14 protein-coding genes are annotated in these 16,144 nt (G+C 45.0%); 8 read left to right on the plus strand and 6 right to left on the minus strand.

Annotated features, from left to right (window positions below):
• Positions 1–4: 4 nt before the first annotated feature.
• The 4 genes from rhaA (at position 5) to ACYCS5_RS13935 (ending at position 5,695) form a co-directional block, all read left to right on the plus strand.
• Positions 5–1,261, plus strand: a complete 1,257-nt coding sequence (rhaA, locus tag ACYCS5_RS13920; RefSeq protein ID WP_165145633.1) for an L-rhamnose isomerase — start codon at positions 5–7, stop codon at positions 1,259–1,261.
• Between the two features lie 67 nt (positions 1,262–1,328).
• On the plus strand, positions 1,329–2,174 hold the full coding sequence (rhaD, locus tag ACYCS5_RS13925; RefSeq protein ID WP_165145630.1) for a rhamnulose-1-phosphate aldolase: 846 nt from the start codon (positions 1,329–1,331) through the stop codon (positions 2,172–2,174).
• Positions 2,175–2,372: 198 nt separating this feature from the next.
• Positions 2,373–3,266 carry a helix-turn-helix domain-containing protein gene (locus ACYCS5_RS13930; RefSeq protein WP_459761226.1) on the plus strand — a complete coding sequence of 298 codons (894 nt, stop codon included), beginning with the start codon at positions 2,373–2,375 and terminating at the stop codon, positions 3,264–3,266.
• A 140-nt stretch (positions 3,267–3,406) separates the two neighbouring features.
• Positions 3,407–5,695, plus strand: a complete 2,289-nt coding sequence (locus tag ACYCS5_RS13935) for a GDYXXLXY domain-containing protein (protein ID WP_185156347.1) — start codon at positions 3,407–3,409, stop codon at positions 5,693–5,695.
• Between the two features lie 147 nt (positions 5,696–5,842).
• Here ACYCS5_RS13935 and mmuM read toward each other — a convergent pair whose 3' ends face one another.
• A complete protein-coding gene (gene mmuM, locus ACYCS5_RS13940; RefSeq protein WP_165145624.1) occupies positions 5,843–6,790 on the minus strand; it encodes a homocysteine S-methyltransferase in 948 nt (315 codons plus the stop codon).
• A gap of 339 nt (positions 6,791–7,129) precedes the next feature.
• Here mmuM and ACYCS5_RS13945 point away from each other — a divergent pair, with 339 nt between their 5' ends.
• The gene (locus ACYCS5_RS13945) at positions 7,130–8,185 is read left to right on the plus strand and encodes an AEC family transporter (RefSeq protein ID WP_165145621.1); all 1,056 of its coding nucleotides are present in this window, start codon (positions 7,130–7,132) and stop codon (positions 8,183–8,185) included.
• Between the two features lie 17 nt (positions 8,186–8,202).
• On the plus strand, positions 8,203–9,222 hold the full coding sequence (locus ACYCS5_RS13950) for a 2-hydroxyacid dehydrogenase (protein ID WP_165145618.1): 1,020 nt from the start codon (positions 8,203–8,205) through the stop codon (positions 9,220–9,222).
• A 51-nt stretch (positions 9,223–9,273) separates the two neighbouring features.
• On the opposite strand, the gene ACYCS5_RS13955 is transcribed toward ACYCS5_RS13950, so the two are convergent.
• Both ACYCS5_RS13955 and ACYCS5_RS13960 read right to left on the minus strand, forming a co-directional pair.
• On the minus strand, positions 9,274–10,011 hold the full coding sequence (locus ACYCS5_RS13955; RefSeq protein WP_459761227.1) for a response regulator: 738 nt from the start codon (positions 10,009–10,011) through the stop codon (positions 9,274–9,276).
• The gene (locus ACYCS5_RS13960) at positions 10,008–11,594 is read right to left on the minus strand and encodes an ATP-binding protein (RefSeq protein WP_459761228.1); all 1,587 of its coding nucleotides are present in this window, start codon (positions 11,592–11,594) and stop codon (positions 10,008–10,010) included. Before ACYCS5_RS13960 ends, ACYCS5_RS13955 begins: the two co-directional genes overlap by 4 nt.
• 277 nt (positions 11,595–11,871) lie before the next feature.
• On the opposite strand from ACYCS5_RS13960, the gene ACYCS5_RS13965 reads away from it, so the two are divergent.
• Positions 11,872–12,054 (plus strand): hypothetical protein, encoded by a 183-nt coding sequence (locus tag ACYCS5_RS13965; RefSeq protein ID WP_013312637.1) that lies wholly within the window; start codon positions 11,872–11,874, stop codon positions 12,052–12,054.
• A 98-nt stretch (positions 12,055–12,152) separates the two neighbouring features.
• Here the strand turns inward: ACYCS5_RS13965 and ACYCS5_RS13970 are convergent, their stop codons facing one another.
• From ACYCS5_RS13970 to rlmN, 3 genes are all read right to left on the minus strand, one after another.
• Positions 12,153–13,085, minus strand: a complete 933-nt coding sequence (locus tag ACYCS5_RS13970) for a dihydroorotate dehydrogenase (RefSeq protein ID WP_340933708.1) — start codon at positions 13,083–13,085, stop codon at positions 12,153–12,155.
• Complete coding sequence (locus ACYCS5_RS13975) at positions 13,066–13,767, minus strand: dihydroorotate dehydrogenase electron transfer subunit (RefSeq protein ID WP_029518821.1); 702 nt, start codon at positions 13,765–13,767, stop codon at positions 13,066–13,068. Before ACYCS5_RS13975 ends, ACYCS5_RS13970 begins: the two co-directional genes overlap by 20 nt.
• Before the next feature lie 139 nt (positions 13,768–13,906).
• Entirely contained in the window at positions 13,907–15,004 is a 1,098-nt protein-coding gene (rlmN, locus tag ACYCS5_RS13980; RefSeq protein ID WP_459761229.1) for a dual-specificity RNA methyltransferase RlmN, read from the minus strand.
• Between the two features lie 249 nt (positions 15,005–15,253).
• On the opposite strand from rlmN, the gene ACYCS5_RS13985 reads away from it, so the two are divergent.
• Positions 15,254–16,123, plus strand: a complete 870-nt coding sequence (locus ACYCS5_RS13985) for an AraC family transcriptional regulator (protein ID WP_049817051.1) — start codon at positions 15,254–15,256, stop codon at positions 16,121–16,123.
• The last annotated feature ends 21 nt before the right edge of the window (positions 16,124–16,144 follow it).

A 16,144-nucleotide genomic window follows, 5' to 3' on the forward strand; every position in this document is an offset into this window, starting at 1 on the left:
AGCCATGAACGAAGCCATTGAAGCCAGTTATAACGAAGCGAAAAAGCTGTATGCCCGCCACGGTATTCAAGTGGACGACATTTTACGGAAGCTTTCACAAATCAAAATATCACTGCACTGCTGGCAGGGAGATGATGTTCAGGGATTCCTGTTCAAAGACAAACAGCTTAGCGGGGGGATTGCCGTAACGGGCAGCTACCCGGGCAGAGCCGGCACGCCGCATGAGTTGCGTCAGGATTTAGAAAAAGCCTTATCACTCATTCCGGGTAAACACAAGGTCAATCTGCACGCCATCTATGCGGACACCACAGAACAAGTGGATCTGGATCAACTGGAGCCACGCCATTTTCAGAACTGGGTAGACTGGGCCAAACAGCAAGGACTTGGGCTTGATTTTAATCCAACCCTGTTCTCCCATCCTAAAGCGGAAGACGGCTTCACACTGAGTCACAAGGATTCGGAAATCCGTGATTTCTGGATCACACACTGCAAAAAATCACGCAGGATTGCCGAGTATTTTGGCAAAGAACTCGGTCAGCCCTGTGTCACAAACCACTGGATGCCGGACGGCTATAAAGATACTCCGGTTGATCGGTTGGCTCCAAGAGAACGTCTGCGTGATGCGCTGGACGACATTTTCAGCGAGGAAATCAGCGAGGAATACAACATCGATGCGGTTGAAAGCAAGCTGTTTGGCATTGGCTCGGAAAGCTATGTCGTGGGCTCACATGAATTCTATATGGGTTACGCCCTGACACGCGGTAAATCTATCTGTCTCGATGCGGGTCACTTCCATCCAACCGAAGTCATTTCGAACAAACTGTCCTCTGTGCTGATGTTCACCGACCAATTATTGCTCCATGTCAGCAGACCGGTTCGCTGGGACAGTGATCATGTCGTGACAATGGACGACGAATTGCTGGACATTGCCCGTGAGCTGGTTCGCGGTGAATTGCTTTACCGAACCCATATCGGTCTTGATTTCTTTGATGGCAGTATCAACCATGTGGCAGCATGGGTCATCGGAACACGCAACACGATTAAAGCGCTGCTTCGCGCTATGCTCGAACCGATTGAAGCATTAAGGCAGGCGGAAGAGGATCGGGACTTCACCACTCGTCTTGCTCTAGTCGAAGAATTCAAATCGTATCCGTTTGGTGCGATATGGGATTACTATTGCGCTCAAAACAGCGTTCCCGTTCGTGAGGAATGGCTGGCCGAAGTAAAAAACTATGAACAACAAGTACTGTTGAAACGATAACTGCTGAAACGGTAACTACTGCACTGATAATGCTTATATTCATATCATCCAAAGGGAGAGATCATCCATGACTACTGTGCTGGAGAATCAAAAAGAACGCAAATCGGGACTGGATATCCCATTTGTTCGCGAGATGGCGGAAATTACACAAAACATGTGGAAATTCGGCTGGGATGAACGCAATGGAGGTAATGTAAGCTATATTCTGGATGAAGCCGAGGTTGCAAAATATATAGATATTCACCAGGTCATTCGGACGATTAAACCTGCTTTCCCGGTGAATGAACTGGCTGGTAAATATTTTATCGTCACCGGATCAGGTAAATATTTTAAAAACGTAATCGCAGATCCAGAAGCAAACTTAGGGGTCCTTCGTGTCTCCCAGGATGGCGAGCAATTGGAAGTCTTGTGGGGCCTCAAACATGGCGCAGTGCCTACCAGTGAGTTGCCTTCTCATTTTATGAGCCACATTGAGCGCTTGAAGATCGATCCTAACCATCGTGTGGTGATTCATAATCATGCCACCCATGTTATTGCCATGACCTTCATTCATAGTCTGGACGAAAACCAATTCACCAAAACGCTGTGGGAAATGTGTACCGAATGTATTGTCGTCTTTCCAGACGGTATCGGTGTAATCCCTTGGATGGTACCGGGTTCCAGCGAAATCGGCCGCGAAACGGCTAAAAAAATGAAGGATCATCACGCTGTATTATGGCCTCATCATGGCATTTTCGGAACGGGCAGCTCCATTGATGAAGCGTTTGGTCTCATTGAGACGATTGAAAAAGCGGCGCAAATTTACATGCTCATTGCTCACCATGATAACCAGCAACGGATTACAGATCAGGAATTGGCCGATCTAGCCAAAGCCTTCAACGTTACTCCAAAAGAAGGAATCTTGAACGTATAAATATAGGCTAATCCCCATCTCATAATACAGAACTTAAAAGGCTCCACGGGTCATCTCAAACCGGCCATGGAGCCTTTGGCATACGCAGTTTTAATTATATAACCCTCAATTCCAATGAATTAACTTGTAATTGTGCTTTCCTTTATATACAATAAAATCAAAATTCCCTTATCTCCACCAAAGGAGAGGTGACAAGTTATGAAAAGAGCAAAAAATGAAGATCACTTCGACATCGTGGAAGACCATTATTTCACAGCTACCGAATTGGAAAAGTCCAGCGCCATTTGGCCTGTCAGACTGGGTATGGATATTTCGAAAACAAGCTGCCATGTCGGTCCCAAGGCTGTTCCTTATTTTTATTTGATTTTTGTGCTTGAAGGTCAGGCTGAGTTTATTTATAAGCAACAGAAGTACCGTGTCCAAAAGTCTGATTTATTCTGTTTTTTTCCGCATGTTGCCCATGAATATTACACCGATCACCAGCACCCTTTGCAAAAGGTATGGATTGCCTTTGAGGGACCCAAATCCCTCGCGCTACTGGAGCGGATCGGAATTAATCCCTCCACGCCATTTATGGCTAACGCCGTGAGTGAGGAAATCCTCGAACTTATCTCTAACCTGTTTTCCATCGTACACGACAACAACAGACAGGGCAGCGATCTGGCCCGCTTGATTATACTGCACCAGATCTTCGAGGAGTTGTCCCGCAACACATCTGACGTACTGCGCAACTTTGTATGCTCTGATTATTGGCTCCAGCAGGGGAAAGACTACATTGAAATGCATTATTGTGACCGTGTTACGATTGAGCAAATTGCCGAGCATGTAGGTGTGGATCGTGCCCACTTTTCACGTAAGTTCCATTCCACCTTCCTCATCTCTCCCGCCAAGTATTTGCAAAACCTTAAGATTAACGAAGCCAAAAGATTACTGGAGCAGACAACTTACAATTTGTCGATCATAGCCCAGTCCATCGGCTATACCGATATGTCCACCTTTTCCAAAGCATTTAAGAAAACAGCAGGGATTCCACAGAGTGAGTATCGCTTCCGACATCAGTCCCGGCAAGAGATTCGTACCGTCAATGCCTAGCTGGAATCCAGTAACGTTCAAGAGAGCCGCCGTATACGGTGGCTCTCTTTTTTTATGACCTGATCCTAATTAGTACTTGGTTCTGAGACCTTTCAACGTTATAATAAGCATCAAACCAACAGGAAAGGTACGTGAAATCCATGCTGCGATTCAATGCGATACGTACGGGCTATCTGCTGGGCATCTCACTGGTACTTGCCGCGATTATTTATTTTTTCGCCTCCAATTGGGGCGGACTGGATCGGACAGTCAAAATTGTACTGGCTGCTGCGCTTATTGTTCTGTTCTATGGCTTGTCTTTTGTATTTGCACGGATACGTGCTGTTCCCGGTCAACAAGCTTTTCTGTCAAATATGTTTTTGGTGGCTGGCTGTATAGCCTTTGGCGTTTCTGTGGCATTGCTCGGTCAAATTTACAATTCCCATGCGGACAGCTACGGGTTGTTTTTCATTTGGTCGGTGCCAGCTCTACTGCTTAGCTGGATTACTCGCTACAATCCTTTTTATATGCTGTCTTATGTACTAATTCACCTCGGTTTGTGGCTTTATTTTTACCCTACGATGCAAAGTGCATCTTATAGCGAGCTGGAATCGTTGTCCATTGCCGGAGTGTTCGCACTGGTCAATCTGTTGTTGTTCCTATTGGCGTTCCTTCATCGTATACATTCTGCTCCACTACAATATATGAGCTTTACTGTTTTTCATATAGCGATGTTGGCGATGACCAACTCTTTTGCATTTGATGGGTATGGCCTGGTCATGAATATACCGCATATCGCTGTGATTGCTTTAGGATTTTATATATTTATCAAGGTACGGCTGAATAAAACACTACTGACCTTGAATGCATTGGCGCTCTCAGCGTTTGCTGTCTTTAAATTTATAGAGCTAGCAGAGGCTTACTACTCATCTCTGTTTTTTGTTTTTGGTTTGATTTTTGTGGCGCTGCTGCTGACCGGTAACGTGTGGTTTTTCCGTTATTTGAATCGTTTGGGGAAAACACCGCCGGAAACAGGGGAGATATTCAATGGGGAAAACGGGGATATCGTAAAATCCGATGTGGAGACGACCGTTCCCGAGGAACGTGGCAGTGAATGGATCAGCAAAACCGTATCCCGTGTAATCAAAGTGGTTGGAGTGCTGATCGGTAGTATATCTCTCATCGGATTGATTATGATTAGCACGAATGTAAACCACACCGAATATGTACTGTTGGTTGTGTCGTTGCTGCTTATGATTTTGATGATTGTCATACCGGAATCCAAGCTAGATTCAGTCATACGTTATACCCTGCTAACCATCAGCTATATTACAGGCTTGGCGGCCATTCTATGGTCAGATCAGTCGCTGCTTTCGGTATTATTTCTGATCGTTTCCATCGCTGGATGGTTTCGCTCCAAGGGGAAAAGGCAGTTGTTTTTTGCCTATACTTTTGTAAACCTGAATCTGGCGACCATTTTATTTCAGCAGCATCAGGAGTGGGATGGTTGGAACTGGACCTATAAGTTCATCATCTTCTCTCTTTTCATCGTCAATGCCGTGTTATATGGGGTAAGTTACTTTATATCCAAGACGGAGTTAAAAGAACATCTACGGAATAGCTCATTATTTTTCAGCTTGCTGTTCCTGTTTTGGGCGACGTTTTTCGAGGATGTCGTTCCACACTCTTATATGTTCATTAACATTTTTTATTTTGTTATCGTTACCGGGATGGTCTTTGCCTTTGCCCGTGTGAAACAAAAATCGGAGGCCATCACGAGCGTTGTCTTCTGGTTTATTTTTATCGGCTTCAAATACTATGATTTATTGTGGACGCTACTGTATAAATCTTTTACGCTGGCGCTACTGGGGATCATTGCACTCGGCTTGACCTGGTGGACGGATCGGCGAATGGCCCATAGCGGCAAAGCAGCATTCGATGCCGACCACCGCAGCTTTAGCTTTATGCGCTTAAGCCCGTTACTCATTGCCATTGTCATCGTGCTACAGCTGGGAATCATCGGCTATCAGACGGCGAGAAGCGAAACCCTGCTCGCCACAGGGGCTTCCATTAAGCTCAAACTGGCTCCTATAGACCCGCGCTCCCTGCTACAAGGCGATTATGTGGCATTGAATTACGACATATCTACCCCTACTTCCAAGCCCCCTCTTCAGGAGGAAGAATGGAGCCGAGGCAAGGTCAAAGTCGTTCTCACACCAGATAGCCAAGGAGTATACATCGCTGATCGCCTATATCAAGATGGTGAAAAACTTGCCAGTCATGAGGTCATTCTAAATGGACAGTGGTATGGTTCTCGTATTGTGTACGGTATTGAGAATTATTTCATCCCTGAGGGAACCGGACGTACTGTAGAACAGAACGCACATTTTGCCCATATTCGGGTGAGCCGCAATGGAGACGCACTGCTGGAACGTTTGGCAGAAAGCTGACCGGATCGGCGCAGATAGTTAACAAAGCAGGCTGAACCAAGCTGCTCCATTGCTGGAGCACCACTTGGTTCAGCCTGCTTGTTTTTTCGGGTCATCGAGTTACCCTCTTATAGTTAATCTTTATCCCTGCGCTACGCTTATCCTCGTTTATACATCTCTCGTCCACGATGCTATTTCCTCAATATCCTGCGGCTGAGTCCGGCAACAACCGCCAATCAGACGAGCTCCCGCTTCATACCATTGACGGGCACTTTGTCCGAACGTCTCTGTACAAGTGCTGCCATGCCATGTCTTGGTGACCGGGTCATATTCCTCCCCCAGATTGGGATATACCACCACAGGCTTATCCGTGTGATTGCGTATTTCGTGAATAAGCGATGGAACGAAATTCGGCAGAGTGCAATTGACCCCTACAGCGGCCACTTGCTCATGCCCATTAAGCCACTCAGCACATGCAGCGGCAGACTCACCATTGCTGATATGCTGTCCATCCTTTGCGCTAAAGCTGATCCAGGCATACGTGCCGGGGAATTCCTTCAGCAATCGGGCGATGGCCTTGGCTTCAACCAGACAGGGTATCGTTTCACAAGCTAAAATATCTGCACCCGCCTCAATCAGAGCTTTCATACGCGGCCTGTGAAACTCCACAAGCTGTTCCTCGCTCAGCTTGTAATCGCCGCGATACTCTGATCCATCTGCCAAAAACGCCCCGTAAGGGCCAACGGAGGCCGCAACTAGCGGCTTGGGACGATGTCGCTGACTTGCAGTAGCCGTCACGTCAGCCCAAAACTCATCTCGTGCCTGCACAGCAATCCGCACCGATAATTGAATCAGTTCCAGCGCCTCAGCTTCGCTTAAGCCTCGTTTAACATAGCCTTCAACGGTAGCCTGATAGCTCGCAGTAATCGCACAGTCTGCCCCAGCCTCAAAATAATCCCTATGTACACGCTTGATCGACTCCGGATGCTCATGGAGGATTTTAGCTGACCATAAGCTATCGTTCAGATCATGTCCATGACGCTCCAGCTCGGTCGCCATTGCGCCATCCAGCACGATTAGCTGAAATTCGTTCAGTATATGTTGTATCGGATTCATGCGGCCCCTCCTGCTCGTCTTTTCTATTTAACCCACTAATCAAGTAGGGTTTAATGATTTACATTATAGCACGGATGTTGATGAGCATTCACAAAGCCAAGAAATAATCATTTTGTGAAGTGAAGACGTCCCCTCTCGTTTCATTTGCGATCTGATGTAACGTATAAATTTTTTAAATTAGTTTCATAAGTTAAATTAATTAGATATTGTTCTTTTTTTCACAAAGTCATTTTACTATAAAGGTGCAAACCAACACTTTGGCCAAAAGATCAGGGCATTGCATCGTCACATTCTGCATCGTCATATATGTGAAAAAAGGTACAAGAGAGGGTTTTATTTATGTCTTTACTAGAAATGATTACAGCGACCTTAACAGATAACAAAATTGTCAGTTCTATCGCTTCCACCGTTTTTATTATCCTTCTTGGTTTCTTTTGCCGCAAGAAGGGGATTTTTAACGCAGCAGTAGGAAAGATGTTATCCAAGGTTGTTCTAACCGTGGCTCTACCAGCGCTAGCCTTTAATTCTTTCATGCAGGATATCAATCCTACAATGTTAAAACAAGGAATTAATGTTTTAATATGGGGAGTTCTAATTTATATTATTCTCATCTTTATATCTAAACCGTTCTTCCTGAGCTACAACAAGGATAAACAGGATGTTTTGCGGGTGTTAACCATTTTCGGTTCTACGACTTTCTTCGGGATTCCAATTGTCGGAGCCATTTACGGCCCTACCGGAGTGATGTACAGCTCCATTTTTAACATAGGGTACCGCATTTTCTTATACTCTTATGGCTATATCAAAATGAGCGGTCTGAAAATGGAGCTTAAAAATCTCAAAACCATGTTTATGAATCCAATCGTTATCGCCACGTTTCTAGGCTTGTTTGTTTGGTTGTTTCAAGGTTATTTGCCACAGATGCGTGTAGCTACAGAGGATGGGGCCATTCAGCAGTTCGCCTTTCTAAGAATTGATCAAACCGCTGTCTGGCTGTTCAAGCCCATGACCTACCTAGCTGGACTAGCTTCTCCATTAGCCTGGTTATCGATTGGCTCGACATTGGGGGAGATCAGCTTCAAGTCGGCAGCTACGGATAAGACCTCTTGGTATTACAGCATCGTTAAGGTTTGGCTTGTACCTATTGTTAACATCGTCTTGCTGGCCTTGTTGACTGTATCTCATATTCTGTCAGTTGATTCTGTCGCTTTAGCTACTATTGTCATCATGATGGCTACTCCTACAGCTACCGTAGCCGCAGCCTATGCCATCAGTTTTGATAAGGAAGCCATATTGACTTCCAATGCATCACTTCTATCAACTATCACTTCTGTCGTCATGATTCCAGTGTGGATCATTACGCTTAATGTCATTGATAAAATTGGAATTTTCTAAATCAGGGGGTAAACAACATGTTAAAAATCATTTGCTATGGTGTCCGTTCTTATGAGAAACCCTATTTCCAGGATCTCAATAAATATAACTTCCAACTAACGCTGGTAGAAGAGTTGTTAACCACCAGCAATGCACAATTGGCGCAGCATCACGATGCCGTTTTGCTAAGAGGAAACTGTGCTGCCAATCGGGAAAATATCACAAAATTCAATGAATACGGCATTCAATATATTTTCACCAGAACAGTCGGAATCAACCACATTGATTTGGATGCCTGTAGCGAATTCGGAATGAAGGTGGCACGCGTGCCATCCTACTCTCCGAATGCCATCGCCGAGCTCTCCTTAACTTTGGCTATGATGCTGTTCCGTCACACCGCTTATATGACTACCAAAAGCTCTTTCAAAAATTTTATTGTGGATGAGCATACATTCAGCAAAGAGATCCATAACTGTAAAGTTGGGATTATCGGGGTTGGACGCATTGGTCTGACAGAGGCCAAATTGTTTAAAGGATTAGGAGCTTCTGTTATCGGCTATGATGTGTACCAATCCGACGCAGCCAAGGAAGTCATTCCATTCACAACCTTGGATGAGCTACTGGCAGAGAGCGATGTTGTTAGTGTGCATGTTCCTTATCTGCCGGGACAGAACGACCAAATGATTAATGCTGGCTTTTTAGCAAAAATGAAAAAGGGATCTATCCTCATCAATACCTCACGTGGAGAATTACAAGATAATCAAGCCATTCTAGACGCTTTACTCAGTAATCATTTGGAGGGATTTGGGACAGATGTCTTCCCTAAAGAGGAAGAACTATTTTTCAAAGCGTTTGAACCATGGCAAATGCTCCCGGACCCAACGATCCAGAAGCTTGTGGAGCTGTATCCAAGAGTTTTGGTAACGCCTCATGCTGGCTCGAATACCGTTACGGCGTTATCCAACATGATTGAAACTAGCTACGACAACTTCCATGATATCGTTACAACTCATTCTTCGGATAACCTGGTCCCACTTCCTGTCCTCTCTATGAAATAATTAGGAAGCTCGGTACTCTTGTTGAACAAAAAAAGAACCGCTATTTCCATATTACAATGGAAATGGCGGTTCTTTTATATCAGGATTCAACTGATAGAGCATTAGCGGTCTGCCAACCTTATGGTATTCTATCGATTCAACGAGAAAGCCATCGTCCACCAGGAACTGAATATATTTTTTGACCGTGATACGGGACAAGTCCACTTCTCTAGCTAACGTTTCAACTGAGAAGGGGCCGTCCAGCTCTTGAATACTCTTCAGTATTGTGGTCATGGTCAGTTTGGACAAATTTTTAGACAGGTTTTTCGATACATTATGCGGTGGATGTTCAACAGGTTTTTTCTTTTCCACACCCGTATGCTCTTCTTTATTAAAATAATGGTCAATAACAGCTTGATTAATTCCGTTCCCTTCCTCCATCACTGTGGCCAGACGCTGGATTTTCTCAACAGCCAGTCTAAAGCGTTCGAATGTAAAGGGTTTAATTAAATAGTCTGCAACACCATAAAAAACAGCTTCCTTCACCGTCTGAATATCTTTTGCAGCCGTAATTAAAATAACTGGAGCATGATATTGATGCTCCTGCATATGAGATAATAAAGTTAATCCGCTTTTTCCAGGTAAATAAACGTCCAGTAATACCAGATCCGGTGACCATTTTTGAAGACAGTCCTGTGCTTTCTTGACGGTATCTGCCTTACATACGACGTCCAAATTGTCCATGCGCTCGATAAACTGTTGATTGAGCTCAGCAACCATCGGATCATCCTCAACAATTAGAACCTTCATTTATTTGTCACCTCCAATGCACAGGGCAACTCTACATATATACTTGTTCCCAGACCCGGTTGGCTATCAAGCTCAATGATTCCTTGATGATTTTCCACCATGGTTTTAACCAGATTCAAGCCGTAGCCTCTGTCTTCTCCTTTGGTTGAAAAGCCATGCTCGAATATCCTTTTTTGCATCTCAAAATCAATCCCCAACCCATTATCTTTCACTTTCAAAATGAATACATTTCCCTCACACTCATAGTTCAATTTCAGCTCAATTTTGCCGGGTTCTTTTTTTTGTAAGATGGAATCTATGGCGTTGTCAAAAAAATTGCCCAGGATGTGTATGACATCATGAACGATATCCTGCATCTCCACATTAGAGACATCCGAGCTTTCTGCAAGAAGAACCGAAATATTCTGTTCGCGTGCTTCGTTGATTTTACCCATAATAAAACCTGCTAATGCCGGAACTTTAATTCTCTCCGTCAAAAAGCCTACCTCATCTTGATACCGGTGATTTAACTGATGAATATATTGACTGACCTCCGCATATTTCCTCATTTCAATCAGCCCGGATATTACGTGCATTTTGTTCATAAATTCATGGGTCTGTCCGCGAAGGGAGTTAATATAATATTTTGTACCACTTAACTGGTTGCTGAGATGGATCATCTCGGATTGGTCGCGCAGCGTTGCAACTGCCCCAAAAAACTCATTTTCAATATATATAGGGGTTACTGTCGCAATGACCTCTATACCATCCACATAAAATGAGCGATCCTTGATTTTCTTTTTATCATCGAACACTCTCTTGAAAAGCACGTTATAAAAGTTGGTATCCAGTTGCTCGCCAATCGGGGCTTTCATTTCTTGGTTTGCCAGTTGATACTTGGCCTGAGCTTCTTTGTTCATAAGCATAATTTTCTTGTCAGCCGAAATGGCTATAATTCCTTCAGCGACCTCATTTTCAATAATTTCTTTTTCGCGCAATCGTGTTGCTATCTCTTGCGGCTCAAGCCCAAATAAAATGGTTTTGATTTTCTGAGCCAGAATGATCGCGCCTAGAACTCCACTAAAGAGCCCCAGCATCAGCCCCCCAAAAATGGTATACTGCGCCTGCATCAAATCGTGATTTAGGGTTCTCATGGTCAGCCCAACACATACAATCCCAATGACCTCATGCTGTTGATTAAATATCGGCGTAAAATATCGGTAACCTTTGCCCAAAATACCTATATTCTCAGAAAAATGTCCCTGACCCGATAGCGCTCTTCTGGCATCATTCAAATCCGAGAACGGTTTGCCAACCATCGTTGCATTCGGATGAGATAGCCGAATTAAATCGTGGTTCAGAATGACAACAAAATCCACATTAACGTTATGCATGACTCCAAGCGAATAGTCTTGGATCTGCTTCACAGGAGCTCCTTGCTCGACATTACGAATAACATCTTTGTCACTGGCAACCATCTTGGCAACACCCGAAAGTTTTTCCTTTGTATTATCAAAATGTTTGTTAATCACGAAATTACGAATGAGAAGCAAGGATATAATTAAGGAAATAATGATAACTAAAACAACCAAAATAATAATCATGAATTGTAGCGAAACTTTGAATTGTCGTCTCGGTTTCGACTTACCTTTTGACCGCAACCCCATCACCCAATTTCTATATCAAGCTCTCCATTGGGAAGAAGAGCCTATCTATTCCCCTATAACCCCTTTTTATTCGACATTGTTTGACAATTTCCTTTTTATTTTGCAAGCTTTACGCGCCTCATGATCCTTTACCTGAAATAAAACTTTATGCTGAATAAGGAAAGATCAAATCTCCATAATAAGGACGTATACCTAACGAAAGGGAGGATCACGGATGATTGACAATCTCGAAAGCAATTACAACTGCGCTAATGCAGGACAAGACCTTCATCAGCTCAAGCAGGAACTCGCTGCGCTTCAGGAACAAGGTGCAAACGACCAGGCGTCCGAGGAAGCCATTCATCGGCTGGAAAATCAAATTTCGTTCATCTTGAACAAGTGCGATATTAACCACTAATGGCGTTTGCTGTTTGGTCAAATAAAAAACAAAACCGGCTTGTCTTTTAAAGACAAGCCGGTTTTATATGAATTAGTGTATGCAAAATGGTTCCAAATTCACAAAATTCCCCGTATCTCATCCAATGACTGCACCTTTTCCCGCTGCATCCATTGTTCAAGGCCATGTACCAGCTCGGCCCCTGCATGTAAATGGACAAAATTGTACGTTCCTACCTGAATGGCAGCGGCACCTGCCATGGTGAATTCAATAATATCTTCCACTGAGCTAATCCCGCCCATCCCGATCACCGGAATCGACACCGCCTGTACCACCTGGTGAACCATACGCAAAGCAATCGGCTTAATTGCCGGGCCGGAAAGACCCGCATACGTATTGGCAAAAACACTACGACGCCGACGTATATCAATTTTCATCGCAGAAAATGTATTGATCAACGAAACTCCGTCTGCGCCTTCTTCCTCGCACATAACCGCCATCTGCGTGATATTCTCTGCGTTGGGAGACAGCTTGACAACCAACGGAAGTGCCGTCACATTGCGCACCTGACGCACAACCTCCCGCGCTACCTCCGTCTGGATACCAAATTGCATTCCACCCTGCTTCACGTTGGGACATGAAATGTTCAATTCCAGCATATCAACGCCTCTGCGGTTCATCGTGCGACGCTTTTGTGCATTTTCCGTAATCATCGCTACGGCCTGAACATATTCCTCCAGATTGGAACCGCCCACGTTGGCAATAACAGCCGTGTTCCAGTGAGTCATGTCATCCAGTTCATCCTTCAAAAAGGCGGCAACACCCGGATTCTCCAGCCCCACACTATTGAGCATGCCGGATGCTGTCTCATGTATTCGTGATCCCGTATTACCAGCCTTCGGATGCAGGGTTAGTCCCTTGCCGACGATGCCGCCCAATAATTCAGGAGAATAAAATTCCGCATACTCACGTCCGAATCCAAACGTACCGGAAGCCATGATGATCGGGTTCTTGAACGGTACACCCGCAATATTACACGCCATGGAGATCATCGAACTCCACCTCCTCCACCGGGAATACAGGCCCTTCTTTACATACCCTCCGATTGCCTCCACGGGTACGCATCGTACAGCCCAAACATGCGCCAATACCACAGGCCATGTGTCTTTCAGTTGAAATATATAAACGGGACGACGTATCCACCGTTTTTATAGCGAGTGCTTGCAACATCGGAGTTGGCCCGCAGGAAAACATATTTGCATAGAGCGTCGGATCGATCTGTTCGACGATGCTTCCCCCTACCTTGACCTGTACAGATGCCGCTACAGCTTCGAACGCTTCAACCCCGAAGGCTTGCTGTGCAAACCCTAGATAAACATGCGCATGCGGGTAATACTTTGCAGCCAACAGCAACGGAGCTGTACCCATGCCACCGCCGATTAAAGCCAAACTGCCCTCTACCTGCGGAAAACCGTTTCCGAAAGGTCCTTCTAACTGAATTTCCTGACCAGGCTGTAATTGGGAAAACAAATTTGTCCCCTCTCCAACAACCCGATACAAAAAGGAAATACTCTCTTCCCCGATATCATAAATGCTGATGGGTCTGGGTAGCAGTGGGTAACCTGTCCCGCTGCGCAGCATGTAGAACTGCCCCATGTTCCCTTTAAACTTTCCCTCTATTTTCATCACATAAATGCCCGGAACGAGCGCCACATTCGAAATTACGTTAGCCATATAACCCCTCCACTAACCACTCACTATAACGTAAAAGCAGCAACTATTACGTGACTATTTTCACATTTCTGGGTAACGTTTCGCCCTACGGCTCGTGATATAAAAAAGCGTACTCCTGTTAGAGAGTACGCTTGTGTATTTAACTAATGGCTTCGCGCTCCGCATCGCGGCTACCCTTGGCATCCTTGCGGATTTGTTTGCTGCGTAGCTGTCCGCAGGCTGCGTCAATATCGACTCCATGCTCCAGCCGAACACTACAGCTAATACCTTGTTTCTTCAGCACATCATAGAAGCCCGTAATCGACTCCGACTCACTCCGCTGGTATTGGCTATGCTCATCCACTGGATTGTACGGAATGAGGTTGACATTGGCCAGATTACGACGATGGCCCACCAGCTCAGCCAGTTCGAGCGCATGCTCCTTACCGTCATTAACATCCTTCAGCAAGATGTACTCCAGCGTAATTCGACGATTTGTTTTGTCCAAATAATAATCAATCGCCTGCATGAGTTTCTCAATCGGAATCGCCCGGTTGATCTTCATAATGCGAGTCCGAATCTCATTATTCGGGGCGTGGAGGGAGATCGCCAGATTGACATGCAGGTCTGAATCTGCAAATTCAATGATTTTATCAGCCAATCCGCTTGTGGAAACGGTAATATGCCGCGGCCCAATCGCTAGCCCTTTGTGATCCTTAATGACCCGAATGAAATCGGACAGGTTCACGAAGTTATCAAACGGTTCGCCAATTCCCATCACAACAACATGACTGACCTGGTCGCCCGGGCGTTCCTGATCCAGATACAGCTGGACCTTCATAATTTGCTCTACAATCTCACCACTGGATAGGTCGCGGCTCTTCTTCAACAATCCGCTCGCACAGAAGCTACATCCAATATTACATCCTACCTGTGTAGTCACACATACGGATAAGCCAAACTTATGCCGCATCAATACCGTCTCAATCAAATTACCATCCTGAAGCCGGAACAAGAACTTGACCGTCCCGTCTGCTGACTGTTGCTTCACGTGTTCTTCAAGTGTTTCAATGGAAAAGTGCTCTGCCAACAGGCGTGTACAATCCTCATGAACCTCTGCCATCGCTGCAAAATCAGTAACCCGCTTCCGGTACAATGCGTCCCATACCTGCAATGCCCGGGATTTCTTATGCCCATGCTCGATGAGCCATGCTGTCAATTGATCTAGCGTTAATCCATAAATGGATTCTTTTTTCATGTTCGATCCTCTTTTCAAAACAATCAAATTCGTATTTCTATATATAAACCCTAGCCATCACGACTCGTCTCAACGATCATTGCATCATAGCATGTTTAAGCAATCTGCGCTATTTAAACGCCTCTTTCATTGTCCCAAATTTTAATTATGAACACAAGGGGGCAGGCACATTGTTTTTCCTGTTCAACAAGAGCACGCAAAGACAGGATTACAGATACTCCTAATGATATGATTACAACCAAGGAGGTGATGCGGTTGGAATGGTTGCTTCGGATCAAGAACGCACTGGATCTGATGGAAGAGAGAATGCAGCAGCCACTCGATATCGATGAAATTGCAAAGGCAGCCTATTCGTCTCCTTTTCATTTTCAGCGAATGTTTCATATGCTAACTGGCTTCACGGTAGCAGAATATGTGCGCAAACGTCGATTGACCTTGGCTGCTCAGGAATTGAGTCTTTCTTCCGCCAAGGTGCTGGATGTAGCGTTCAAATACGGATATGATTCCCCCGAATCTTTTTCTAAAGCGTTCCGAAAGATACACGGTATTTCTCCCTCTGAGGCCAGAAGCCCTGGGGTGAACCTGAAAGCCTTTCCACGCATCACCTTCCATCTATCGTTGAAGGGAGATCAGGAAATGGATTACAAAATTGTAGAGAAAGCGGCCTTTACGGTCATTGGCAAGTCCATTCAAGTCACCACTAAGAACGGCGATAATCTTCGAGAAATCCCAAAATTCTGGAACGAACTGAATGCGGATGGTACATCAGATCGGATTCATGCCTCGGGAACAGGCGACGATATACTCGGTATTTGTTTGGATTTCAAGCATGGGGAAGAAAAATTCACGTACCTAATTGCCGCAGAAGGCAGCGAGGATGTAGCGACCGCAAATGGGCTGGAATCCAGAACCATTCCGGCTTCAACCTGGGCAGTGTTTACATCCATCGGCCCTATGCCTCAGTCGATCCAAAAGGTATGGCAAAGAATTTTCCAAGAATGGTTCCCTGCCAGTAATTATGAGCATTCAGGCGGGCCGGAACTGGAAGTGTATACTATGGGAGATTCACATGCTGAAGACTACCGAAGTGAAGTTTGGATTCCGATTAAGAAAAAGTAAACAAACCGAACCGACTGCGTA

This window comes from Paenibacillus sp. SEL3 (genome assembly GCF_054602585.1).

What these genes read in the sequence shown, in the direction of transcription:
- rlmN (WP_459761229.1), bottom strand. Translation starts at nt 15,004, where the DNA reads ATGAAAAAAGAATCCATTTATGGATTAACGCTAGATCAATTGACAGCA.
- rhaA (WP_165145633.1), top strand. Translation starts at nt 5, where the DNA reads ATGAACGAAGCCATTGAAGCCAGTTATAACGAAGCGAAAAAGCTGTAT.
- ACYCS5_RS13970 (WP_340933708.1), bottom strand. Translation starts at nt 13,085, where the DNA reads ATGATCTCCATGGCGTGTAATATTGCGGGTGTACCGTTCAAGAACCCG.
- ACYCS5_RS13985 (WP_049817051.1), top strand. Translation starts at nt 15,254, where the DNA reads ATGCGGTTGGAATGGTTGCTTCGGATCAAGAACGCACTGGATCTGATG.
- ACYCS5_RS13950 (WP_165145618.1), top strand. Translation starts at nt 8,203, where the DNA reads ATGTTAAAAATCATTTGCTATGGTGTCCGTTCTTATGAGAAACCCTAT.
- rhaD (WP_165145630.1), top strand. Translation starts at nt 1,329, where the DNA reads ATGACTACTGTGCTGGAGAATCAAAAAGAACGCAAATCGGGACTGGAT.
- ACYCS5_RS13930 (WP_459761226.1), top strand. Translation starts at nt 2,373, where the DNA reads ATGAAAAGAGCAAAAAATGAAGATCACTTCGACATCGTGGAAGACCAT.
- ACYCS5_RS13960 (WP_459761228.1), bottom strand. Translation starts at nt 11,594, where the DNA reads ATGATTATTATTTTGGTTGTTTTAGTTATCATTATTTCCTTAATTATA.
- ACYCS5_RS13965 (WP_013312637.1), top strand. Translation starts at nt 11,872, where the DNA reads ATGATTGACAATCTCGAAAGCAATTACAACTGCGCTAATGCAGGACAA.
- ACYCS5_RS13935 (WP_185156347.1), top strand. Translation starts at nt 3,407, where the DNA reads ATGCTGCGATTCAATGCGATACGTACGGGCTATCTGCTGGGCATCTCA.
- ACYCS5_RS13975 (WP_029518821.1), bottom strand. Translation starts at nt 13,767, where the DNA reads ATGGCTAACGTAATTTCGAATGTGGCGCTCGTTCCGGGCATTTATGTG.
- ACYCS5_RS13945 (WP_165145621.1), top strand. Translation starts at nt 7,130, where the DNA reads ATGTCTTTACTAGAAATGATTACAGCGACCTTAACAGATAACAAAATT.
- mmuM (WP_165145624.1), bottom strand. Translation starts at nt 6,790, where the DNA reads ATGAATCCGATACAACATATACTGAACGAATTTCAGCTAATCGTGCTG.
- ACYCS5_RS13955 (WP_459761227.1), bottom strand. Translation starts at nt 10,011, where the DNA reads ATGAAGGTTCTAATTGTTGAGGATGATCCGATGGTTGCTGAGCTCAAT.